General features: G+C 69.1%; 14 protein-coding genes, 1 pseudogene and 2 riboswitches. Of the genes and pseudogenes, 2 read left to right on the top strand and 13 right to left on the bottom strand.

Going from position 1 to position 23,456, the window contains the following annotated elements:
* Nucleotides 1-199, bottom strand: a 199-nt coding sequence (locus AC1D2H_RS26820) for a transposase (RefSeq protein ID WP_478012980.1), incomplete at its 3' end; no start/stop codon positions are given.
* Here AC1D2H_RS26820 and AC1D2H_RS26825 point away from each other — a divergent pair.
* A complete protein-coding gene (locus AC1D2H_RS26825; RefSeq protein WP_478012981.1) occupies nt 198-845 on the top strand; it encodes a hypothetical protein in 648 nt (215 codons plus the stop codon). The genes AC1D2H_RS26820 and AC1D2H_RS26825 overlap by 2 nt on opposite strands.
* A gap of 123 nt (nt 846-968) precedes the next feature.
* Here AC1D2H_RS26825 and AC1D2H_RS26830 read toward each other — a convergent pair whose 3' ends face one another.
* From AC1D2H_RS26830 to gcvT, 4 genes are all read right to left on the bottom strand, one after another.
* Nucleotides 969-2,357, bottom strand: coding sequence for an L-serine ammonia-lyase (locus AC1D2H_RS26830; RefSeq protein ID WP_478012982.1), 1,389 nt, complete (start codon nt 2,355-2,357; stop codon nt 969-971).
* A gap of 117 nt (nt 2,358-2,474) precedes the next feature.
* Nucleotides 2,475-5,363: an aminomethyl-transferring glycine dehydrogenase gene (gene gcvP / locus AC1D2H_RS26835; protein WP_478012983.1), complete on the bottom strand. Its 2,889-nt coding sequence runs from the start codon at nt 5,361-5,363 to the stop codon at nt 2,475-2,477.
* A 21-nt stretch (nt 5,364-5,384) separates the two neighbouring features.
* Nucleotides 5,385-5,759 (bottom strand): glycine cleavage system protein GcvH, encoded by a 375-nt coding sequence (gcvH, locus tag AC1D2H_RS26840; RefSeq protein ID WP_056197006.1) that lies wholly within the window; start codon nt 5,757-5,759, stop codon nt 5,385-5,387.
* A 19-nt stretch (nt 5,760-5,778) separates the two neighbouring features.
* Nucleotides 5,779-6,891 carry a glycine cleavage system aminomethyltransferase GcvT gene (gene gcvT / locus AC1D2H_RS26845; RefSeq protein WP_478012984.1) on the bottom strand — a complete coding sequence of 371 codons (1,113 nt, stop codon included), beginning with the start codon at nt 6,889-6,891 and terminating at the stop codon, nt 5,779-5,781.
* 27 nt (nt 6,892-6,918) lie between these two features.
* Nucleotides 6,919-7,027: riboswitch (glycine riboswitch) on the bottom strand.
* 20 nt (nt 7,028-7,047) lie between these two features.
* Nucleotides 7,048-7,132, bottom strand: a riboswitch (glycine riboswitch).
* Nucleotides 7,133-7,224: 92 nt separating this feature from the next.
* On the opposite strand from gcvT, the gene AC1D2H_RS26850 reads away from it, so the two are divergent.
* Nucleotides 7,225-8,061 carry a hypothetical protein gene (locus AC1D2H_RS26850; RefSeq protein WP_477934352.1) on the top strand — a complete coding sequence of 279 codons (837 nt, stop codon included), beginning with the start codon at nt 7,225-7,227 and terminating at the stop codon, nt 8,059-8,061.
* Here the strand turns inward: AC1D2H_RS26850 and AC1D2H_RS26855 are convergent.
* The 8 genes and pseudogenes from AC1D2H_RS26855 to AC1D2H_RS26890 all read right to left on the bottom strand — a co-directional run bounded on the left by AC1D2H_RS26855 (nt 8,058) and on the right by AC1D2H_RS26890 (nt 23,449).
* Nucleotides 8,058-11,321: an amidohydrolase family protein gene (locus AC1D2H_RS26855; RefSeq protein WP_478012985.1), complete on the bottom strand. Its 3,264-nt coding sequence runs from the start codon at nt 11,319-11,321 to the stop codon at nt 8,058-8,060. The two genes, AC1D2H_RS26850 and AC1D2H_RS26855, sit on opposite strands and share 4 nt — an antisense overlap.
* Before the next feature lie 65 nt (nt 11,322-11,386).
* A complete protein-coding gene (locus tag AC1D2H_RS26860; RefSeq protein ID WP_477934348.1) occupies nt 11,387-13,963 on the bottom strand; it encodes an ATP-binding protein in 2,577 nt (858 codons plus the stop codon).
* Between the two features lies 1 nt (nt 13,964).
* Entirely contained in the window at nt 13,965-14,882 is a 918-nt protein-coding gene (locus tag AC1D2H_RS26865; RefSeq protein WP_478012986.1) for an aspartyl/asparaginyl beta-hydroxylase domain-containing protein, read from the bottom strand.
* Nucleotides 14,879-15,757: pseudogene (locus tag AC1D2H_RS26870) on the bottom strand (lysophospholipid acyltransferase family protein); the annotation flags it as partial. The gene AC1D2H_RS26865 and the pseudogene AC1D2H_RS26870, both read right to left, overlap by 4 nt.
* Before the next feature lie 78 nt (nt 15,758-15,835).
* Nucleotides 15,836-16,180, bottom strand: coding sequence for a hypothetical protein (locus tag AC1D2H_RS26875; protein WP_478012987.1), 345 nt, complete (start codon nt 16,178-16,180; stop codon nt 15,836-15,838).
* 19 nt (nt 16,181-16,199) lie between these two features.
* Nucleotides 16,200-20,204 carry an eCIS core domain-containing protein gene (locus tag AC1D2H_RS26880; protein ID WP_478012988.1) on the bottom strand — a complete coding sequence of 1,335 codons (4,005 nt, stop codon included), beginning with the start codon at nt 20,202-20,204 and terminating at the stop codon, nt 16,200-16,202.
* A gap of 9 nt (nt 20,205-20,213) precedes the next feature.
* On the bottom strand, nt 20,214-22,169 hold the full coding sequence (locus AC1D2H_RS26885) for an ATP-binding protein (protein WP_478012989.1): 1,956 nt from the start codon (nt 22,167-22,169) through the stop codon (nt 20,214-20,216).
* Nucleotides 22,166-23,449 (bottom strand): hypothetical protein, encoded by a 1,284-nt coding sequence (locus AC1D2H_RS26890; RefSeq protein WP_478012990.1) that lies wholly within the window; start codon nt 23,447-23,449, stop codon nt 22,166-22,168. The genes AC1D2H_RS26885 and AC1D2H_RS26890 overlap by 4 nt, the downstream gene beginning before the upstream one ends.
* Nucleotides 23,450-23,456: the final 7 nt, after the last annotated feature.

Below are 23,456 nucleotides of genomic sequence, written 5' to 3' on the forward strand. Positions count from 1 at the left end.
ACGTCGTCACGCCCTCGCGCACGCCGGTGTCGATCTCCTGGCGCTTGACCCAGGTCAGCAGTGTTTGCGGCACGCAGCCGATCTTCGGCGCGATCGATTCCACTGCCAGCCACAGTGATGGGTACTCACCTCGGTGTTCTTGCACCAGGCGCACCGCGCGCTCACGGACCTCAGGTGAGAACTTGTTTGACTTGTTCATGGCTCCATCTTCTCAAGGGTTGGAGCCTCCTCAAAACCCGGGGCGATTCAGCGTGCCGCCGATGTCGGTGGCCAGCTTCTGGGGCATGGTGTACTTTGGTGCCCTGACTCTCGCTTACCAGTCGCAAATCTTCGGCTTCTTCGCCGCGATTTGTCTTTCCGGCATCCTGAGCTTCGGCATGTATTACCGCCCGGGTGTGCTCACGCTGTTCTTCAACGACAAGGCGACAGGCGCGGTCATCTGGGGACATCTGGTGGTGCTGGCTGCTTACAGCATCACGAAGGTGATGGGCTTGCTGCCTGCGCAAGCGGGCCTGTTCGCCATCGGCCTGGAGTACTACTGCACCATCGCTCTGGGCGTAGGCTTTCTGGTGGGTGCTTCGCCATTCACCAGGAGGTCCGGCGGCTTCCTGATCACCTTCCTCGTGGTCTTTGTCGCGGCGATGATCGGCTACTACCTGTACGACCTCAAGGTCGTTGGCAGCATCATTTGTGTGTTCGCTGTTCTGCTTTTCCTGGAGTGGATCGGCTACCTCAGCTACAAGACGGGCTTCCTCGTCGGCACCTTCGTCTGCGGCATCGTGCTGTTCGTCGCGTCGCTGCTGATGGAGAGCTTCGCGAGCTTCCTCGTGCTGCGGCTGGCGTAACTCGCCAACTTCCTCAAATGCCCTGTATCTGCGGCTGGATGATTGCCGTCGACCTGACCGCGCTGCTGGGCAACGCCGCGGGCGTTGAGCCCAAGCCCAATACGCCGTTCGCTCTGGCGGCGCTCAGCATTCGACGATATTGACCGCCAACCCGCCGCGGGCCGTTTCCTTGTATTTGGTCATCATGTCGGCACCAGTGTCGCGCATGGTCTTGATGACCTTGTCGAGGCTGACGAAGTGGGTGCCGTCGCCGCGCAGCGCCATGCGCGCCGCGTTGATGGCCTTGACCGAGGCGATGGCATTGCGCTCGATGCAGGGGATCTGCACCAGGCCGCCCACCGGGTCGCAGGTCAGGCCCAGGTGGTGCTCCATGCCGATCTCGGCGGCATTCTCGACCTGCTCCGGCGTGCCGCCCATGACGGCGCACAAGGCGCCTGCGGCCATCGAGCAGGCCACGCCCACCTCGCCCTGGCAGCCGACCTCGGCGCCGCTGATGGAGGCGTTTTCCTTGTAGAGGATGCCGATGGCGGCGGCGGTGAGCAGGAAGTCGACGACGCCGCGTTCGGTGGCGTGGTGGACGAAGCGTGTGTAGTAGTGCAGCACCGCGGGCACGATGCCGGCCGCGCCGTTGGTGGGTGCGGTGACGACGCGGCCGCCGGCGGCGTTCTCCTCGTTGACGGCCAGCGCATAGAGGTTGACCCAGTCCATCACCTGCAGCGGGTCGCGCAGCGCGGCCTCGGGGTTGGCCGTCAGGTCGCGGTGCAGCTGGGCCGCACGGCGCTTGACCTTGAAGCCGCCCGGCAGGATGCCTTCGGTCTTGCAGCCGCGCGTGACGCAGGCTTGCATGACGCCCCAGATCTTCATCAGACCGGCGTCGATTTCCGCTTCGGTGCGCCAATGGCACTCGTTGCGGCGCATCAGCTCGGCGATGGAGATGCCGTGGCGCTTGGTCAGTTCCAGCAGTTCGTCGCCGGACTTGAAGGGGTAGGGCAGCACCGTCGTGTCGGGGGCGATGACCTTCTGCTTGCTGCCGTCGGCCGCCACCTCGTCGCTGACGACAAAGCCGCCGCCGACGGAGTAGTAGACGCGGTTGGCGATCTCGTTGCCGTCTGCGTCGAAGGCAATGCAGCGCATGCCGTTGGCGTGGAAGGGCAGGGTCTCGCGGCGCTTGAAGACGAGGTCCTTGGACTCGTCGAAGGCCACCTGGTGCTGGCCGACGAGGTTCAGGTCGCCGGCGCGGATCGCCTCCAGCAGGGAGGGGATGGCTTCCACATCCACGGAGTCCGGCTCATGCCCGGCAAGGCCCAGCAACACGGCCTTGTCGCTGCCGTGACCCTTGCCGGTGGCACCGAGCGAGCCGTACAGGACCACCTGCACGCGGCTCGTCTTGTCGAGCAGGCCGTCGTGCTGAAGCCGCAGGCCAAACAGGCGGGCGGCACGCATCGGGCCGACCGTGTGCGAGGAGCTCGGACCGATGCCGATCTTGAAGAGGTCGAAAACGGAAACGGCCATGACTGCCTCGATTGGTTAGAGGGCGGCTTTTGGCCGCCCGTTTTCATCCAGCGGAGCCCGAGAACCGGGTTTGCCGGGCCTCGTGACTCGCCCCCATCTCAGAGGGCATGGTGATGATCAGGCTTCCTCGTACTCGCTGAGCGGCACGCAGGAACAGAACAGGTTGCGGTCGCCCCAGACGTTGTCCACGCGGCCCACCGGCGACCAGTATTTCTGGCGGCGCAGCGAGGGCAGCGGGAACGCGGCGGCTTCGCGGCTGTAGCCATGAGCCCACTCCGTCGCGCTGACGACCATGGACGTGTGCGGCGCGTTGACCAGCGGGTTGTCTTCGCGCGAGACCTTGCCGGATTCGACGTCGGCGATCTCGTGGCGGATCTGGATCATCGCGTCGATGAAACGGTCCAGCTCGGCGCGGGACTCGCTCTCGGTCGGCTCGACCATCAGCGTGCCGGCGACGGGGAAGCTCAGCGTCGGTGCGTGGAAGCCGTAGTCGATGAGGCGCTTGGCCACGTCTTCGGCGCTGACGCCGGAGCTGTCCTTCAGCGGGCGCAGGTCCAGGATGCACTCGTGGGCGACGCCGCCGCCCTTGACGCCGTCGATGTTGCCGCTGAAGTGGATGTCGTAATGGTCCGACAGGCGGGCTGCGACGTAGTTGGCCGACAGGATGGCCACCTCGGTGGCCTTCTTCAGGCCCTCGGCACCCATCATGCGGATGTACATCCACGAGATCGGCAGCACGGCCGCGTTGCCCAGCGGCGCGGCGGAGACGGCGCCGATGTTGGTCTCCTTGCCAAGCCCCGCGGTGCGGTGCGCGGGCAGGAAGGGCACGAGGTCATCGACGACGCAGACCGGGCCGACGCCCGGGCCGCCGCCGCCGTGCGGGATGCAGAAGGTCTTGTGCAGGTTCAGGTGGCTGACGTCGCCGCCGAACTCGCCGGGTGCCGCCACGCCGACCAGCGCGTTCATGTTGGCACCGTCCACGTAGACGCGGCCGCCATGGGCCTTCACCATCGCGCAGATTTCCTTCACGTGGGTGTCGAACACGCCGTAGGTGGAGGGGTAGGTGATCATGATCGCGGCCAGCTTGGCGGCGTGCTGTTCGCACTTGGCCTTCAGGTCGACCAGGTCGATATTGCCTTCCTTGTCGCACTTGGTCACAACGACCTGCATGCCCACCATCTGGGCCGACGCCGGGTTGGTGCCGTGGGCGCTTTCAGGGATCAGGCAGACGTTGCGCTGGTGGTCGCCGCGCGACTCATGCCAGGCCTTGATGGCCAAGAGGCCCGCGTACTCGCCTTGCGAACCGGCGTTGGGCTGCAGGCTGATGCCGGCATAGCCCGTGCATTCGGTCAGCCAGTTCTGCAGCAGCTGGTCCAGCTCGGTGTAGCCGGCCAGCTGGTCCTGCGGCGCGAACGGGTGCACGCCCGCGAACTCCGGCCAGGTGATGGGGATCATCTCGGCCGTGGCGTTCAGCTTCATCGTGCAGGAGCCCAGCGGGATCATGCTGCGGTCCAGCGCCAGGTCCTTGTCCGACAGGCTGCGGATGTAGCGCAGCATCTCGGTTTCGCTGTGGTGGGTGTTGAAGACCGGGTGGCTCAGGTAGGCGCTGCTGCGGCGCAGTTGCGTCGGGATCAGGCTGTCGACGCCGGCGGCGAATTCGGCAACGGTCGGCACGGCGGCACCGGCGGGCGCAAACCAGCTCCAGATGGCCTCGAGGTCGGCGCGCGTCGTCGTCTCGTCCAGCGCGATGCTGACGTGCTTGTCGCTGATCTTGCGCAGGTTGGCTTGCGCGGCCACGGCCTTGGCCATGACGGGGGCGGGATCGCACTCCACGAGCAGCGTGTCGAACACATGCGGCGTGACGACCTTGGCACCCAGGCGCGTCAGGCCGGCGTGCAGGATGGCCGTGTAGCTGGCCACGCGCTCGGCGATGCGCTTGAGGCCTTGCGGGCCGTGGTAGACGGCGTACATGCTGGCCACGACGGCCGGCAGCACCTGGGCCGTGCAGATGTTGGAGGTGGCCTTCTCGCGGCGGATGTGCTGCTCGCGGGTTTGCAGCGCCAGGCGCATGGCCGGGTGGCCTTGCGCGTCCTTGGACACGCCAACGAGGCGGCCCGGCATGGAGCGCTTGAACTCGTCCTTGCAGGCCAGGAAGGCGGCGTGCGGGCCGCCGGCGCCCATGGGCATGCCGAAGCGCTGGCTGTTGCCGGCCACGATGTCGGCGCCGAACTCGCCGGGCGAGACCAGCAGCGTCAGCGCCAGCAGGTCGGTGCAGACGATGAAGGCGGCGCTCTTGGCGTGGGCCTGGTCGGCAAAGGCCTTCAGGTCATGGATGAGGCCGGTGGTGCTGGGGTATTGGCAGACGACGGCGAAATAGTCGTTCTCGGCCATCAGCGCGGGCGCCATGCCGACCTTGACGTCGATGCCCAAGGGCGCGCAGCGCGTCTGGATGACCTCGATGGTCTGCGGGTGCACGTCGCCGGCGACGATCAGCGTGTTGCTCTTGCTCTTCACGCCGCGCTTGGCCAGCGTGACGGCCTCGGCGGCCGAGGTGGCTTCGTCCAGCATGGAGCCGTTGGCGATGTCCATGCCGGTGAGGTCGGTCACCATGGTCTGGAAGTTCAGGATGGCCTCCATGCGGCCCTGCGAGATCTCGGCCTGGTAGGGCGTGTAGGCCGTGTACCAGGCGGGGTTCTCGAGGATGTTGCGCAGGATGACGCCCGGCGTGTGCACGCCGTAATAGCCCTGGCCGATGAAGCTCTTGTAGACCTTGTTCTTGCCGGCGATCAGCTTCAGCTCGGCCAGCGCGCCGGCCTCGGTGATGGGCGCGGGCAGCTTCATGCCCTGGGCGCGGCGGATGGACTTGGGCACGACCGCGTCGATCAGCGCGGTCCGGCTGGCCACGCCGACGGCGGCGCACATCAGGGATTCATCGACGGCATCCGGCCCGATATGGCGGGCATGGAATTCGGAGGCGTCTTCGAGTTGAGAAAGCGGCGTCGGCATGGCGGGTCTTGCTTCGAGGATTTACAGGGTCTTCAACAGGGCGTCGTAGGCGGTCGAGTCCATCAGGGCATCGAGCTGGCTGGGATTGCTCAGCTTGACCTTGAAGAACCAGCCGGCCTTGAGCGGGTCGGTATTGGCAAGCGCCGGGTCGTCGCGCAGGGCTTCGTTGACTTCGACGACTTCGCCATCGACGGGCATGTAGACGTCGGCCGCGGCCTTGACGGACTCGACGACGCCGGCGACTTCCTTCTCGGCATAGGTCTTGCCGACTTCGGGCAGGTCCACGAAGACCACATCGCCCAGCGCGTCCTGCGCGTGCACGGTGATGCCGACCGTCGCCGTGCCGTCGCCGTGGACGTCAAGCCATTCGTGATCGGGGGTGTACTTGATGCTCATCGTTCAGGCTCCGAGAGGTTTAGCCGCGGTAGTAGCGGTTGGGGGTGAAGGGGGTAGCGGAAACAACCATCGGCGTGCGCTTGTCGCGCACGATGGCGAAGACTTCGGTGCCAGCGGCGGTATGCGCCTTGTCGAGATAGGCGAGTGCCACCGGTTGGTTGACCGTGGGGCCCAGTGTGCCGCTGGTGACGGTGCCGATCTCGGTGCCGTCGGCTGCCACGATCTTGGCGCCCTCACGCACAGGCATGCGCTCCTTGCCCACCAGGCCGACGCGCTTGCGAGCCGCGCCGTTGGCCAGTTGCTCATCGATGACGGCCGCGCCCGGGTAGCCGCCGGCACGCGCGCCACCGGCGCGGCGCACCTTCTGGATGGCCCAGGTGATGGCGGCCTCGACCGGCGTGGTCGTCTCGTTGATGTCGTGGCCGTAGAGGCACAGGCCCGCTTCCAGGCGCAGCGAGTCGCGCGCGCCCAGGCCGATGGGCTTGACCTCGGCATGGCTCAGCAGCTTGCGGGCCAGAGCCACGGCGTCGTCCTGGTGGACGGAGATCTCGTAGCCGTCCTCGCCGGTGTAGCCCGAGCGGGTCAGGAAGGTGTCGATGCCGTCCAGCTTGAAGAAGCCACCGGTCATGAAGGTCAGTTTGGCGACCTCAGGGTTCAGGCGGGAGAGCACGTCCACGGCCTGCGGGCCTTGCAGGGCCAGCAGCGCGCGTTCAGGGACAGGAATGACCTCACAGCGTGCACCGATGTGCTTTTGCATATGGGCGATGTCCTGGTCCTTGCAGCCGGCGTTCACCACCACGAACAGGTCGTCGGGGCGCTTGCAGACCATCAGGTCGTCCAGCAGGCCGCCCTGGTCGTTCGTGAACAGGGCATAGCGCTGCTTGAACACACCCAGGTCGACGATGTCGACCGGCACCAGGGTTTCAAGGGCGGCTGCGGCGTCTGCGCCGACCAGGCGCACCTGGCCCATGTGGGACACGTCGAACAGGCCGGCGGCGGCCCGGGTGTGCTTGTGCTCGGCCATCACGCCGGCGGGGTATTGCACCGGCATGTCGTAGCCGGCGAAGGGCACCATCTTGGCGCCGAGTTCGACGTGGAGGGCGTGAAGAGGCGTTTGCAGCAAAGAGGACATCAAGGGCTCCGACGGAATTCGGGTTTGGATGTCCTCGCCGTCCGGGGTACCTGAGAGATTGACCCTGGCGAATCGCCACGGGCTTGCCCCTTCGGTGGACCGACTCAAGGATCGGCCTCTCTCCAGTGAGGAACGCGTCGAGTGTCTGTCACTCGCCACGTCTTGTCAGTCCTTCTGCCTGAGCGTTGTTGCGCCTTCGGCGGCCCCCAATTGCAACGGGGCGCTCTCCTGACCGGGGGGATTCTAGATGCCAATGAAGGACGCCCAAAGATCTAGGGGGCTGCACTTTCAAAACCGGCGCGGCAGACTGTTTGCAAACCCAGGAGACAGGCCATGAAGCTTTCGCGCAATTTGACGATCCTCGCGTTGGCACTCGGCTGCATCGGCGCCCAGGCATCCACGCTCGTGACCGCGCAGTTGGGCGTGAACCCGAACTTCAGCGGTGGCACTGGGCCGGTCAACCCCGTGCTGACCCAGCAGGGGTCGGCGGAACTGACCAGCGGCCTGGTCACAGGGGGCGCCAGTTCCAGCGGACACGCCCACGCCTTTGCCCAGATCGGCACGCTGAAGGTGGATGGCGACTCGACCGGCAGCCTGAACAGCGTCGCCCGCGCCATCTGGCGCGACGATTTCAAGCTGGACCTGCCGGGCGTGGCCGCCAACACGCAGGTGACGGTGAATTTCCAGCTGAACTTCGACGGCAGCCTCAGCGTCGGCAACTCCAACATCGGCTCGGCGTCCTGGCAGGTCAGGGCGGATGTCGGCGGCGGTGCCTACGACCTGGGCGGCGATGCCACCCTCTACAACAACTCGCCGGTGCTTGGCGTGCACGGCTATGTCGGCGACCCACTGACCACGCTGCATGGCACGGCCACCTTCCTGACCGGCCAGATGCTGCCCCTCATCGTGGAGCTGACGGGCACGGCGCAGACGGCGAATGACGGCCATGGCGGTGCCTTGGCCACGTCCTCCTTCGACCTGTCGCACACGCTGCGCTGGGGCGGCATGACCGTCTCGCTCAATGGCGTGCAGCAAGACCAGGTGGCCCTCACCTCGGCCTCGGGCTTCAACTATCTGCAGGCAGCACCGGTGCCCGAACCGGGCACCTTGCTGATGGCGCTGTGCGGCGCCGCCGTTTTGTTGGCCCGGCGGCGCTTGTCCCGCACTTAGTCGCCGACGTGGCCCGCTTCCAGGGCCTCGGTATCGATGGGCATGCTCTGGCCGTCCGCGCCTTCGAAGAACAGCGGCTTGCGGGCCTTGGCCACCGGCGCGACCTGGTTCATCGTCTGCGCGTCGTAGAGGCGGCCGTTCTGCATCACTTGCGCGATGCGATCCGACTGGCGGATGTCGGCCAGCGGGTTGCCATCGATGACGACGAGGTCGGCCAGCTTGCCCGGTTCCAGCGAGCCCAGGTCCTTGTCGAAGCCGAAGTTGCGCGCCGGGTTGATGGTCGCGGCGCGCAGCGCCTCGTGCGGCGTCATGCCGCCCATGACGAACATCCACATCTCCCAGTGCGCACCCAGGCCCTCACGCTGGCCATGGGCGCCGATGGAGGTGTTGACGCCAGCGCGTGACAGCTGGGTGGCCGTGCGAGCCACGCGGACGATGTTGAAGTCCTCCTCGGGCGCGGTGACGCGGCGCACGGAGCGCGGCTCCAGCACGCTCTTGGGCACATAGCGGCTCAGCAGCGGGTGCTTCCAGACGTCGGTGCGGGCATACCAGTAGTGCTCGCCGTCCAGGCCACCGTAGCCGACGTTCAGCGTCGGCGTGTAGCCCACGGCGTTCTGGCTCCAGAGCTGGCGGACGTCATCCCAGACCTCGGCCAGCGGCAGCGAATGCTCCACCGTCGTGTGGCCGTCCACGATCATGCTCATATTGAGCTGGAACAGCGAGCCGCCTTCCGGCACGACCATCATGCCGGTCTGGCGTGCGGCCTCCAGCACCTGCTGGCGCTGGTCGCGGCGCGGTTGCTGGTAGCTCTTCACGCTGATGGCGCCTTCGGCCTTCTGGCGGTTCAGGTGGGTCAGCGCGTCGTCCAGGCCGTTGATGGTGGACGAGAAGGGCGTCTTGGCGCCGTAGAGGATGGTGCCGGTGGAGTAGATGCGCGGGCCGGTGACGATGCCGGCGCGCTGCATCTCGCTCTGCGTGAAGATGGCCGAGCTGAGGTTGGACGGGTCATGCAGCGTCGTCACGCCGAAGGCCAGCGACGCCAGGTTGACCCAGCTCGTCTGCGGGATCAGGCCGGAGTCGTTCATCGCACCATGCCAGTGGGCATCGATGAAGCCCGGCACGATGGTCTTGCCGCTGGCATCGATGCGCTTGGCATCGGCGGGGATGGCGATGTCCTTGCCGACGGCGGCGATGCGGTTGCCGTCGACGATGACGGTGCCCCCCTCGATCACTTCATCACCCTTCATCGTCACGATGCGCGCGCCGGTCAGCGCGATCTTGCCGCTGGGCTTGTCGCTGGCCTGCTCGAAGCCGATCTTCTGCGCGGTCGCCTTTTCTTTTTCAGTGCTCTTGCCCTCGGCATTGGCCGTGAACAGCTCGTCGCCCAGCGCGAAGTGCAGGCGCCTGCTGTCGCCGCTCCAGTGCAGGCCGGACGCGGCGTTGACGTCGAGCTGGCGCACCGGCAGGGCGTCCATCTTGGCGCCGACGCTGATGACCTTGCCCGACTGGCCCTGCACGCGCGGCAGCGGCGTCACATAGGCATGGAAGCGCTCGACGAAGCCCAGCCACTGGCCGTCCGGCGACACGCTGTACTCGGAAGCCACGTCGCTGCGGGCGATCTCGGTCTCGCTGCGGTCGTTGAGATTCAGGCGCATCAGCGCCTTGCGGATCTCGACCTCGCTGGTGTTGCTGGTCTTGGTGAAGAACAGCTCATCGYTGCGGGCGCCGAACTGGGCGCCATCGCCTTCCTTGGAGATGCGCTGGCCAAGACCAGAGCCGTCGGCCGCGGCGAGGTAGAGGCCGGTGTCCAGGCTGTGCCAGGGGTTGGTCAGGCCGCCGCCCTTGACCTTGCGGTAGACGAGCTGCTTGCCGTCCGGCGACAGGCGCGGCTCGAGGTATTTGCCTGGCTCCTTGACGAGGACGGTCTCCTTGCCCGAGGCGACGTCCAGGCGGCGCACCGTGCCCTGGGTGTCGTCACGCCAGGTCGCATAGACCAGGCTCTTGCCGTCACGCGACCAGCTCGGCGCGAACTCGAAAGCGTCGTTCTGCTTCGTGAGACGGCGCGGCGTGCCTTGAGCGCCATCCTGCAAGTCCTTCACGTACAGCGAGCCGAGCGCCGAATAGACGACGCGCTTGCCGTCCGGCGACACCTGGGCGCCGCGCAGCTGGTGCACGGCGAACTTCTCAGGCGCGACTTCCTGCGCATAGCGCATCGGCTCGCGCAGCTCGCGCGTGTCCTTCACGTGGAAGGGAATCTCGGTGGCCTTGCTCTTGAAGGGGTCGACGCGCCAGATCTTGCCTTCGGCCCAGACGACCATCTCCTTGCTGTCGGGCATCCAGGCGAAGCTGGGGTAGACGCCCCACATCGCCCAGATCTCCTGCAGGTCGCGCGACAGGCCGCCCCAGGCCGGGAACTCGCGGCCGCTCTGCAGGTCCTTCAGGAACAGCGTGCTCTGGTTGCGCACGCGGCGCACGAAGGCCAGGTATTTGCCGTCGGGCGAAGGCGTCGGGCGCACCGCGCCGCCGGGGCCTTGCACGAAGGCTTCGACGGCGCCGTCGTTCAGGTCCTGGCGGAAGATGGTGTAGATGCCGGCGGTGCCGTCCTTGTTGTATTCAAAGACGCGGCCCGGCGTCGTGTCCTGGCTGTAGTACAGGTATTTGCCATCGGCCGAGATGGCCGGCTCGCCCAGGTCCTTCTGCCAGTTGGGTTTTTCGTTGAGCTGCACGCCCTTGTTCTTGGCCGCGTCGCCGTCGACGTGGAACATCCAGATCTCACCCGAGCCCGCGCTGYGAGTGCCGGTGTAGTGCTTGCGCGCCAGCAGGTATTTGCCATTGGGGTGCCAGACCGGGTTGTTCAGCAGGCGGAAGTCTTCCTTGGTGACGGCGTGGACATTGCTGCCGTCCGCATTCATGACCCAGACGTTGTCACCGCCGCCGGCGTCGCTCAGGAAGGCGATCTGCTTGCCGTCCGGCGAGAAGCGGGCCTGCTGCTCCCAGGCGATGGAGTGCGTCAAGGCCTTGGCCTCGCCACCGGCGATGGGCAGCGTGTAGAGATCGCCCAGCAGGTCGAACACGACCGTCTTGCCGTCGGGGCTGACATCGACGCTCATCCAGGTGCCGGTCCTGGTGTCGATGGTGGCCGTCTTGGCCACGCCGGGTGGCGCATTGACGTTCCAGGCAGCGGGCTTGGCGGCTTCTTGTGCGTTCGCGGCCAGGGCTGCGGCCAGCAGCAGGGCGGGGGCGGCGTTCAGACGGTGCATGGAGGCAGGTGTTGGGAAGACCAAAACCTTCGATGCTAGCGAAGGGCCGCTTGCCCGCCCGTTCGTCACGCCCCGGCCAGGGCCAGGGCTTCGCTCAAACTGAGGGTTTGTCCGGAGATCCACGCGGCCTTGGCCTGGTCGCCGCTCAGCTGCGCGGTGGCCAGCCGGCGCACGCGGGCCAGCGAGCGGGCCTCGCGGCCGCCCAGGGCGCCGAGGTGGCGCTGCCAATACTGCTCGGCAAACGCGGCCAGGCGCAGGGCGCGCTCAGGGTCGCGCAGCCTCGCCAGCGGCCGGGGGAAGAGCTGCAGCGTCAATGCCCGCGCATGCAGATGCTGGTGCGCGTGGGCGATGCGCAGCGCCTGCCGCGCGGCCGCGAGTGCGGCGGGCCAGTCGCGCCGGGACTCGTGAACCATGGCGAGGGAATAGGCCGCGTCGAGCTGGCCGACGCCGTCGCCGTCCGCCTCCGCCATCCGCTGGCAGGCCGTGATCCAGCCCACGGCCGTGGCGATGTCGCCCAGCTCGATCAGGCATTGGGCGCGGTTGCGCAGCCGCGCGGCCGCCTGGCGGGAATGGCCGACGGCCTCCCACAGCTCCTGGGCGCGGGCGTACAGCGCCTCGGCCTGGGCCGGCTGGCCGCGCGACACGGCGATGGCGGCCAGTTGCTGCCAGGCGCGCGCTTCGGTGGAGGCGTCGCCGACGCGGCGGGCCAGCGCAATGGCTTCCTCCAGAGGCCGGGTCTGGCCCTGTTCGCGGTTGTCGCCGGCCAGCAGCACCCAGGCGCGCCGCACCAGGGCGGGTGCGCGAGCGGCCGGGTCGCTGCCGGCGAGTTGCAGGGCCTGCTCGGCCTCGGCCAGCGCCAGGCTGCGGTCGCCATGCGTGAACGCCAGGTGGGCGCGCAGCTCATGGCCGGCGGAGGAGGGCGGCGCCAACTGCAGCAGCAGGCCGAGCTGGTCCACCAGCGTGCGGTCGACGCCGTCGCTTTCCCAGCAGGGGCGCATGGCCAGCGCCAGGCGCAGGCCGTTGGCCGCGTCGCCGTCGTCGGCCGCCTGGGCGATGAGGGCCCGGGCCTGCTCGCGCCGTGGCAGCCAGGCCGTGATGGGCGCCTGCAGGCCGAGGGAGTCCGCCCAGTCGCACAGCGCGGCGCGCAGGCTGCTCCGTGCGGCGCGCTGCTCGGCCGGGTCGACGCGCGCGAGCACGCCGCGGCGCAGCAACTCCAGCATGCGATAGCGCGGCTCGGCGTCGCCGCCGGCCTGGATCAGCGAATGCCCGGTCAGCTCGTTCAGCAGGGCCGGCGTGCCGTCCAGCGCCGCGACATCGGGCCAGGCGAAGGCGCCCGGCAGCGCGGCCAGGCGTTGCAGCAGCGCGCGCGGTTCGGGGCCCAGCAAGGCGAGGCTCCAGTCCAGCAGACCGGCCACTGAGGCGTGGCGCGGCGCCCGGGTCGGGCTGGACAGCCAGGACGGCAAGGCTTGGGCATCGGCACGCGGGCTGCGCCACTGCTCCAGCATCTGCGCGGGCGAAAAGCTGCGCACCCGGGCGGCGGCCAGCTCCAGCGCCAGCGGCAGGCCTTCCAGCTCGGCGATCAGTTCGGTCAGCGCGGCCTGGTTGTCGCGACTGGCATGGAAGTCGGCCCGCACGGCGCGGGCGCGGTCGACGAAGAGGGCCAGGGCGGTGTCCTGGGCATCCGACAACGGAGCCACGTCGACCAGGGTTTCGCCGTCCAGCTCCAGCGCATGCCGCGACGTGACGAGCAGGCACAGCGTGGGCGCCAGTGCCAGCAGCCGCTGCACGGCCTGGGCCACGACGCCGATGGCCTGCTCGGCGTTGTCCAGCACCAGCAGGCTCAAGGCCCCAGGGTCCTGCAAGGCCGCTTCGATGGCTGGCCAGCCGCCGCCGCGCGTCACCGTCAGCCCGCGCTCCAGCGCGGCGACGAGGCCGGCCTCATCGCGCACCTCGGCCAGGGCGGCCATGCCGCAGCTCCAGTCGAGCTGGCTGAACTGGCGCCAGGCCAGCTCCACGGCCAGGCGCGTCTTGCCGACACCGCCCGGGCCGATGAAGGTGAGCAGGCGCAATTGCGGCAGGCGCTCGGCCAGCGCTTCGAGGCGGCCGGGCGGCGCGAAGTAGCGTGTCAGATAGCGCGGCAGGCTGGTGGCGAAGGAGGGCAGGGCCGGCGCCGGCACAGGTGCGAACTGCAGCACCGGGGGCGTCGGCGCGCGCTCGGGCAGGGCCTCGGCCAGCGCGGCGAGCCGGTGGCGCTCCTGCACGACCCAGTCGTCGAAATAGCCCGGCAACAGCTCGCCGCTGTAGAGGGCCAGGGCCCGTGTCGCGTCGAACTCCTGCGCATCGCAGGCCAGGGCGCCGGGCAGCAGCGAGATCTGCAGGCGGTCGGCCTGGAGCAGCGGCGCCTCGGGCGTTTCCAGCAAGGCGCGCAGCGTCGACAGGGTCTGGCGCAGCCGGTTGCGGCCGGCGTCGAGCTCGACACCGGGCCACAGCAGCTCGACCAGTTCCTCGCGCGGATGCTGGCGCTTCGGCGCCAGCGCCAGGCGGGCCAGCAGCAGCGTCGCCGCGCGGCTGGGCAGGCGTGTCAGCTCGACGCGGCCGGCGCGCTCGATCTCAAAACCGCCGAGCAGGCGCAGCCTCAGCATGTCAGGGGATCAGCCACCAGACCAGCAGGCCGCCGAAGATCAGCCACTGCAGCCCGTAATAGGCGAAGCGGCTCCTGGCCTTGATGCGCTTGCCGAACAGGCGCACCTGCTGCACATAGGCGAACAGCCGGTTGATGCCGCCGGTGCGGTCGGTGTCGGAGTTGGGCGCCGAAGCCGCACGGATCAGCGTGTGGCTGATGAAGTGGTTGAACCAGCGTGCCATCGGGTTGTTCAGCGGTCTTTCGATGTCGCAGAACAGGATGATGCGCATCATGTCGGACTGGTTCTCGGCGTAGTGCAGATAGGTCTCGTCGAAGATGACGCCTTGGCCGTCGCGCCAGGAGTAGCGCTCGCCGTCGACCGAGATGTAGCAGCTGTCGGCGTTGGGCGTGACGAGGCCGAGGTGGTAGCGCAGCGAGCCGGCGAAGGGGTCGCGGTGGGTGACGAGGCGGCCGCCCGGAGGCAGGGCCGCGAACATCGCGGCCTTCACGGTCGGGATGCGCTGCAGCAGGCCGGTCGTCACCGGGCAGAGTTCGCGTGCGGAGGCGTGGGCCTCGTCGTACCACTTCAGGTGGAAGCGCGTCCAGCCGGTCTTGAAGAAGCTGTTGAAGCCGGCGTCGTTGTACTTGTCGCTCTTCTTGATCTCGCCGGCCGCGGCCAGCAGATAAGCCTCGGCGCGGATGTCCTGCCAATGTTCTTCCAGCAGCTTCAGCTCCGGGAAGCCCGCCACCGGCAGATAGGGCTTGGCCGGCAGCTTGGAGAAGATGTACATCAGGCAGTTGATGGGCGCCATGAAGGTGGAGTGGTCCATCAACTGGCGGAAGAAGCGCAGGCGCACACGGCCGCGGAAGTGCACATAGAGCGTGCTCGCGATGAAGATCGCGACGACGCTCAGCTTGATATAGGGGATGTGGTTCATCGTCCGTAGAAATCAGCCTCGCCGGGCGGGCGGGACTTGAAGCGCTTGTGCAGCCAGAAGTACTGGTGCAATTGTCGGCGCGCCTGGGCTTCGATCACCGCGTTCATGCGCGTGGCGTCGGCCACGATGTCGTCGCTCGGGAAATCCTGCAGCGCCGGCTCGATGACCAGCGTATAGCCATCGGCCTCGCGGCGCGGATAGCAGGGCAATACGGCCGCCTTGGTGACGGCCGCCATGCGCGACAGCCCGCCGATGGTGGCCGCCGGCACGCCGAAGAAGGGCACGAAGACCGAATCGCGGTGGCCGAAATCCTGGTCGGGCAGGTAGTAGAGGCGATAGCCTTCCTTCAGCGCCCGCAGCGTCGGTCGCGTGCCCTGTTGGCGCGCAAAGATGATGCCGGTGCCAAAACGCAGCCGCTTGGCGCGGAAGAAGGCGTCCAGCCAGGGGTCCTTCTGCACCGAGTAGATGCTGACCAGCGGCGTCTCCAGCGACACGCGCAGGCCGGCCAGGTCCAGGCCGGTGAAGTGGGGCATCATCAAGATCACATTGCGGCCGTCCAGCGCGCGCAGATGCTCCAGGCCTTCGATGCGCATCAGGCGCTTGAGGCGCTCGCGCGAAGCGAACCAGCCATAGCCGTACTCCAGCAGCATCTGCACGATGGCGACGAAATGCCGGCGCAACAGGCGACCGCGCTCGGCCTCGCTGAGCTCGGGCAGGCACAGGCGCAGATTGACCTCGCCGATGCGGCGGCGCGAGGTCGGCAGCGCCGCGATGAGGCTGCCGATCAGCCAGCCCAGCGCCGAGATGACCCGGAAGGGCAGCCAGCTCAGCAGCCAGACGAAACCGACAAGCAGCCTCAGGCCCACGATGCCCTCGGTCGGTTTGTCAAATGTTTTCGTTCAAAAACAAGCACTTATGGGAGTTTGGTGGCTGCGTCGGCCGCCATTGTCGTCTCAGGCCGGCATCTCCATCCGCCTCAGCCGCAGTCGTTGCGCGGCCAGCATCAGCAGCGGGATGGCCGCCAACCAGGCGAAGGCCCAGGCCGAGGGATGCATCCACCACGCCGCGGCGACGAGGCCGCATTGCAGCAGCATCGCGTTGCCGAAGCCCACGCCGCGGCCGCCGGCATAGCTGGCGATCAGCATGGCGGCCAGCCACAGGCCCAGCACGATGCGCAGGGCGAGCCAGAGCATGCCGGGCGCATCGATGGCCAGCAGGCCGACCAGGGCCGGCCACTGCAGCAGCGCGAAGCTGCAGGGTTCCGACAGGGCGCGATGGCAGTTGGGGTAGGAGGTCATGGCCAGCTCCAGGGCAGGTTCAGCGCCGGTACAGGCGCAGGCGGAACGCGGTCGTCGCGACGACGTTGTCCCAGTTGTTGGGCGCCGCGACGGCGTCGAACTGCGCCTGCGTCCGGTAGGGCTTGCCGGCGTTGATGCGCTGGGCCATGGCCGCGTCCACGCCCGGCAGGCGCATCAGTTCGGCCGCGGACATCTCGCTCACATAGGCCGGCGTGCGCGGCGCGTCGGACAGCGCGTAGTTGTCGACGTTCTCGTCCACGGTGTTGGTCAGGCTCAGCGGCGGCACCTGCGAGCCGGGCTGACCGGTCGACAGGTCGGTGGCCGTGCCCGTCACGGTGCGGGGCACGGCCCTTTCCGCCTGGATGATGTCGGCGATGACGGCGTCGTCCGGGTTGCCGGTGGCGCGCAGGCGGGCCTGGTCGGCGGCGCGGGCGTCGCGGCCGAAGGTGGCCCTGACCTCGAAGCGCACCGGCACCGCGGGCGAGCCGTGCACGCGGGTCTTGGCGTGCTCCTCGAAGCCCGCCGACATGCTGCTGTTGGCCGACCTTGTCAGCGGCGTCAGGTTGGCCCATGAGGCACCGGTGCCGCCGAGGTGGTGGTTCAGCAGATGGCCCATGATGTAGTAGGTCGAGCCACCGTGGCGGCGCCGCCCGAGGGCTTCCCACAGGCCGCCCGACACGCTGGGCTCGCTGCCGGGCGGGTGCACGGCGGTCAGCCTTTCGACCGTGACCGAGTGCCCCATGCCGGCTTCCAGGTTGCCGAATTCCGGGGCCGTGGACGCGCCCGCGCCGCCGCCCATGATCTCCTTGGCGAGGTCGACCAGCTGGGTCGTCAGCAGCACCACCTCGGCCTCGGCGTTGGCGCCGGGGGTGGTGGCGGAACCGTCCGCCGCCGGGGGCGCCGCGGTGCGCTGCACGCGCAGCAGATCGGCATACAGGCCGCGGGCCCGGGCGATCTTGGTCTGCTTGGCGGCGCTGGCGCCGGCGGCCTGCGCATCGAGAAAGGCGCCGAAGGACTGCGGGGTCGACGCGATGGTCAGCTGCGCCGTGGGGCCCTCGCCGGTGAAGTAGAGCTCATGTCCTTCACCGTTTTCGTCGGTGAAGCCGAAGCGGCGGCGCCACCAGCCGACGACGGCGCTGGCCGCGTCGCGCACCGCCGCCACGCCACGCCGCGCCATCGCGATGAAGGCCTGGCCCAGCTCGATGGCGCGGTCGATCAGCCAGTCGATGGCCTGGTCGACCAGCGCGCGCACCGTCTCCAGCAGCTCGTGCATGCGCTCGCCGATGCGGCCCAGGCCGAACTGGTTGGCCAGGAAGCCGATGGCCACCGGCATGGCGCGGTCCAGCGCGTCCTCCAGGAAGACGGCCGCGCCGTCGATGGCGCCGTGGGCGATGTCCAGGATGCCGTCCAGCACCTTCGAGACGATCTCCAGCATCTCGCGCAGGTACTGCATGAAGGACTCGATGGCGTTGTAGACGGCCACCAGCGTGTTGATGACCGGCATGATGCCGGTCACGTCCAGCAGGCTCATCAGCCAGCGGGTGGCGCGGCCGATGATGGCGTCGGTGACCCAGCTGATGACGCCGTCCAGCACGCGGTCCCACAGGTTGGACAGCTGGTTCTGGATCTCCACCCACAGCCCCGCCGGCCCCTCGTTGATGAGGATGGACAGGAAATGCCAGGCGCCCGTGGCCAGGTTCATGATCTGGCGCAGGCGGCGCACGGTGGCGGCGTCGAGCTTGAGCGTCAGGCGCTCGAAGATGTGCTCGACGGTGATGCCCAGCACCTGCAGCACGAAGCCGAAGATGGATCCGATGGAGAAGTCGCGCGGCGGCGTGATGCCGGCGGACTCGGCCTGGCCGAACAGCCAGCCGCTGACGCCATTCAGCAGATGGGTGCCGATGTTCTCGAAGAAGCGCCCGAAGCCGGCCTTCACGGCGCCCAGCAGGTTGATGAGGAAGCCGACCGGGTCGGTCAGGATGTCGCCGATGGCCGCGGCGGCCTTGGCCAGCACCTGCACCACCAGCTCCGGCGGCAGGCCCAGCACGCGCAGCACCGACTGGAAGAAGGTCCAGGCCGCGCCGGCCAGGTCGCCGTCGACGAACACCTGGCGCAGGATGCGCAGCGCCGTGGCCTGCACCCGCGGCCACAGCGTCGGGTCGCTGAAGAACTGGCCGAAGACGGGGATGCGCGCCAGGATCTGGTTGAAGACGAAGTTCTTGATCGGCTCGCGGATGCAGCAGGGAATCGCCTCCCAGACGCTGGACAGGATGAGCTGGGGCAGGCGCATCAGGTCGCCCACCACGCCGATGAGCTTGCGCACCACGCCCACCGCGTTCTCGATGAAGGGCGTCAGCGCGTCGAAGCCCTGCAGGATCCAGTCGAACAGGCCGCGCACCTTCTCGTCCGCCCAGCTCACGAGGCGCAGCGCCGCGTCCTCCAGCCAGCCCAGGGCATTGGCCAGCATGGCCATCAGGCTGCTGGAGCGCAGGCTGCCCATCAAAGAAGACACCGCCGTGCCCAGCGCGCCCACCTTGGTCGACACCCAGCCGCCCGCGTCGACGATGACGTTGCGCACCGTGCCAATCACCTGCGTGACGGAAGGCAGCACCGTGGCCAGCGTGTCGCGGTTCTCGGCCACGCCGTCGCCGCCTTCCATGGCCGTGGCCGAGGCGTTGAGTTGCGTCGACATCTGCTGCATCTGCTGGCCGAAGTTGCGCATCCACGGCGGCGGCAGCATGTCGGCCACCTTCTGGGCCGTGGCGGCGATGGGCTGCCAGACGGGCGCCGTCTGCTCTTTCACCCAGTCCCAGGCCTCGCCGGCCTTGGTCGTGATCCAGCCGACGATGCCGCCCGAGCTGTCGCCGCTGCCGGCCTCCTCGGGGCCGAAGAGCTGCTCCTTGACCCAGCCCCAGGCGTCACCCACGGCACTGCGTATCGGCTCGGTCCAGTTCCAGATGTCGGTGCCGAAGGCTTCGATGCGCGCCCACACGGCGCCGGCCTTGCTGCGCAGCCATTCGATGGCCGGCGCGCCGTAGCCGTTCCACAGGTCGGTGAAGAAGTCGCCGATGGGCTGCAGAAAGGTCGTCAATCGGTCCCACGCCTCGCCGGCCACCTCCGTGACGAAAGTCTTCAGCTCGTCGATGGCATTCAGCAGCGGTTGGCAGTCGCCCGAAAGCAGGGCCGCGGCGATGCCGGCGGCGCGCTCGACCAGGCCGGTGAAGACGCCCAGCATGGCCGTCAGCGTGCCGCTGGGGTCCAAGGCATTGAGTACCGAGGCCAGGCCGTCCAGCGCCGAAGACACCATGTCGCGCAGCAGCGCCATCGGGCCGCGCTCGATGACGGGCACCAGGCTGGGCGCCACCTCGCGCACCAGGCGCATGGCGACGGCGCCGATGGCTTCGCCGACTGCCTCGACGGCAGAACCGGCTGCATCCACGCCGGCGTCCACCACATCGCCGCCGAAGTCGGCCACGGCGCCCGCGGCGTTGCCCAGGGTGTCCAGGATGCCGTCGCGCTGCACGGCGGCGGCAGGTGTTTCCTTGGCCGTCAGCGGTGCGCTGCTGGCAATCTTCTTGGCGTTGGCCTCGGCCTCGCGTTCGGCCTTGTCGTGGTGGGCGCCGCCGTCGGCCGCGCTCGGCTGGGTGGCGGGCGTGTCCGCGCGGCGCTGCTGCACGACATGGGTGAGCTCATGCGCGAGCAGGCCGCGGCCCGACGGGCTTTCCGGCGCGAAATGCGCGGCGCCGAAGACGATGTCGCTGCCGGCCGTGTAGGCCCTTGCGCCCATGCCGGCCGCCGATTCGGCGGCGGCGCCGTCGGTATGCACGCGCACATCGGCCAGCGGCGCGCCGAAGCGGCCTTCCATCTCGGTGCGCACCGGCGCGGGGAGTGGCTGGCCGGGGCCGGCCTTGTCCTGCAGATAGCGGGGCAGGCCTGCGGCCGATGATTTGGCTGCCGCTGCCCGCGGTGGCCCGCGGCTGGCCGCGCCTCGCGGCTTGCGTGCGGTGGCGGTGCGCGCCTGCATGATCGATCGCTACAGGTCCGCAGGCGCGCTGCGCCCCAGCTTGCGGTACTCGGCGCGCAGGCCGTCGGCGATGTCGGCATAGGCGATGCGTGCGCCGCGAGCACGGGCCTGGGCGGCGGCGGCCAGCACGGCATTGCGGACATGGCCGCCGGCGAAGTCGCCCAGGGCCGCCAGCCGGTTCAGGTCGGCGGCGCTGCAATCGCTGGCCTCGCCGAGATGGGCCTGCCAGAGGCTGCGCCGCGCCATGGCGTCGGGCGCGACGAAATCGACGATGAAGTCCAGCCGCCGCGCAAAGGCCGGGTCGAAGCGGGCGCGGCTGTTGCTCGTCAGCACGACGATGCCGCTGTGGGTCTCGATGCGCTGCAGCAGGTAGTTGGTCTGGGCATTGGCGAAGCGGTCGTTGGCGCTGGCCACTTCGGTGCGCTTGCCGAACAGCGTGTCGGCCTCGTCGAAGAGCAGGATGGCGTCGGCATGCTCGGCGCGGGCCAGCAGCTCGGCGAGGTTCTTCTCGGTGTCGCCTATCCACTTGCTCAGCATGGCCGCCAGGTCGACGCGGTAGACCGGCAGGCCCAGGCGATGCGCCAGCCATTGGCCGGCCAGGGATTTGCCGGTGCCGGAGCCGCCGGTGAACAGCATGCGCACGCCGTCGCAGGCGCGCGTGCGGGCCGCAGCGCCCAGGCCGGCGTGCAGGGTCTCACGCTGCATGCAGCGCTGGGCGATGCGCTCCAGCTCCGCGCGCAGCTGTGGGTTGGTCACCAGGGCGGCATCGGGCACGGCCTCGCTCAGCGGCTGGGCCAGCGCGTCGAGGGCGCGGCCCGAGGGCGTCATCAAGGCGGCGCGGTGCAGGCTCTCGCTCGTCGCCTGGCCGGCACCGAGCAGGCGGGCCAGGCGGGCGTGGTCGCTGATCTGGGCATAGCCGGCGCGGTAGCGGCCGGCGGCTTGAATGGCCAGGGCGTCGTCGGTCAACGCGGCTTGCCACAGCGCGGTGCGCGTCGCTGCATCAGGCAGCGGCACGCGCCAGTCGGCCATGGGGCCGTCGCGGCGCACGCCGCCGTCCAGGCCGGTGACGACCAGGGCCGGGCCGTCGTACACGGCGAGGGCTGGCAGCGAGGTCACGGTGCCGGGCGCGCTGTCGATCTCGAAGACGGGCACGCGGCCGGTCAGCACCAGCCAGGCTTCGGCGCCGGGCGGCAGGGCGTCTGCATTGGCAAACCAGGCCGGCTCGGCGCCCAGGCGGCGCACGAGTGCGTCGGCCAGGCCGCGCGCCTCGTGGGGTGCGGCGCTGCGGATGACGAGGCCGGAGCGCGGCATGGCGGCCAGGTCGCGGGACCAGTCGGCCAGCGCCGTGTCGAGCAGGGGAACGGCGGCGACGGGCCAAAGCGCGGGCGTCGGCGCACCGGGCCAGTCGCAAGCCACGCCGGCCAGCGCGGCCGCGATGGGGGCGGGCACGCGCAGCGCGGTTTCGCACAGCGGGCGTGAGGCGTTCGGTTCCTCGCTTTGCAGCAGGCCGTGGCGCGTCGCGCGGCCATAGGCCAAGGCGTGCAGGGTCGTGGTCTCGCTGCGTTGCGGGTCTGTGTCGGAGAAGCTTTCGTGCAGCGGCGCGAAGGCGCGGGCGAGCAGGGCCAGCGCGGGCCGCGGGCTGGCCTGGGGCGCCTGCATCCAGGCGATGACGCGGYAGGCGAGCGGGTCGTCTTCCACGGCGGCGACCAGTGCCAGCACCAGAGTCTCGATGGCGCTCAGACCAAAGGCGTCGCGAGCGCGAGCCAGGGCTGCGTCTCTGTCCAGGCTGGCCAGCGCGTGCTTGCGCCAGTCGTCGCCGCCCGCGGCGGCCAGCGCCTCGCGCAAAAAACGCTCCTCGGGTGCAGCAGTCGGTTCGCTCGGATGAATGAGCAAGGCACCCAGCGCCGCCAGGCCGAAGTCGCGCGGGCGCATCGTCAGTTGGGGCGGCAAGTCGGCGGGGTTCATGACGGGTAATGGAAGTGCACGATGCGGCCCAGCCAGGGAACGAAGCCGGGGTTGATGTCGAAGCCGGCGCGGCGGATGCGCAGGTCCAGCGAGGTGGGCGGGAACTCGATGTCGATGCGCTCGGGCGACACCCAGGCCGCGCCACGGCGCCGGGCGATGCGCAGCAGCGGCAGGCCAGCGTCGTGGACGGCGGCGAGGCGGGCGGTGCGCAGCCAGTACGGGCTCTCCGCTGCCGGCAAGTCCAGGCCTGCCACAGCGGTGTGGATGAGGTCGTCGTCGGGGATGCGAAAGCGCCGGCACGCCGCCCGCATCGCGCCGGCCCAGGCGGCCAGCGGGTCGTCGGCATCGTCCAGGCCGTGGCGCAGCAACAGGGGCAGCATCAGCCACAGGCCGGACCAGGGGCTGGCAAGGCCGGGGTCGAGGACGGCCTGGAGTTGCGAGGCCGTGACAGCCCGAGTCGCAGGCGCCGTTGTGGCGATGGCCGTTCGGAAATGGGGCGCCGCCACGGCCGGCTCGTCCAGATTCGGTGTCTGGGTTTTCGTCGGTTCGCGCTCAGACAAAAGCGCGGCTGGATGCGCGGGACTGCACTCGATGACCGGGCTTTCAGCGACGACGGGCATCCCCGTCATCACCTCGAACAAACGGGCGCGCGGCATCTCGACACTGGGCGCAGGTGACGCCGCCAGAGCTGCACGCGCCGCGGCGTGAAGTCGCCGATGGCGCCATGCCGGCGTTCCGCTCGGCGCCTTCTCGATCAAGCTCAGCACCGCCTGCACCTGCACGTCACTGATGGCCGCGATGAACTGCGCCGCCATCCGGTGTTCCGCGATCAACTCGAGCAGCAGGCGTGCCTGCAAAGCCTGCTTTCGCAGCTCGACGGCAGAACCCGTCGACGGCATATCTTCTTCAGTGGCCAGCATCAGTGCCACGGCCCGCTGCGGCCATGCCGTGTCCACTTGGGGCGGAAGCAGCCGCTGCCAGAACCAGGCCGCGGTCGACTCTCCCCGCAGCAAGCGCCGCAGCAAGGCCTGGCGCGCCACCGCCAGGCTGGTTGCCCATACCGCCTCGGCCGTCTCGCTCGCCTGCTCGATGGGACAAGCCTGCGCCGCGAGTTGCTGCCAGGCCCGCTCGAGTTGCGCGGCGAGCGCCTGCGCACTGGCGCCCGCGGCCGTACGCAGGCGCAGCCGGCGCACCAGCACGAGGCGATTCAACAGCGCGGGCGGCTTGGTCGACACGCGCAGCGCGTCCTCCACCTTGGTCATCAGGCCGGGCACCGCCAACCGCGAC

It is taken from the genome of Roseateles sp. P1_C1_2, assembly GCF_056406535.1.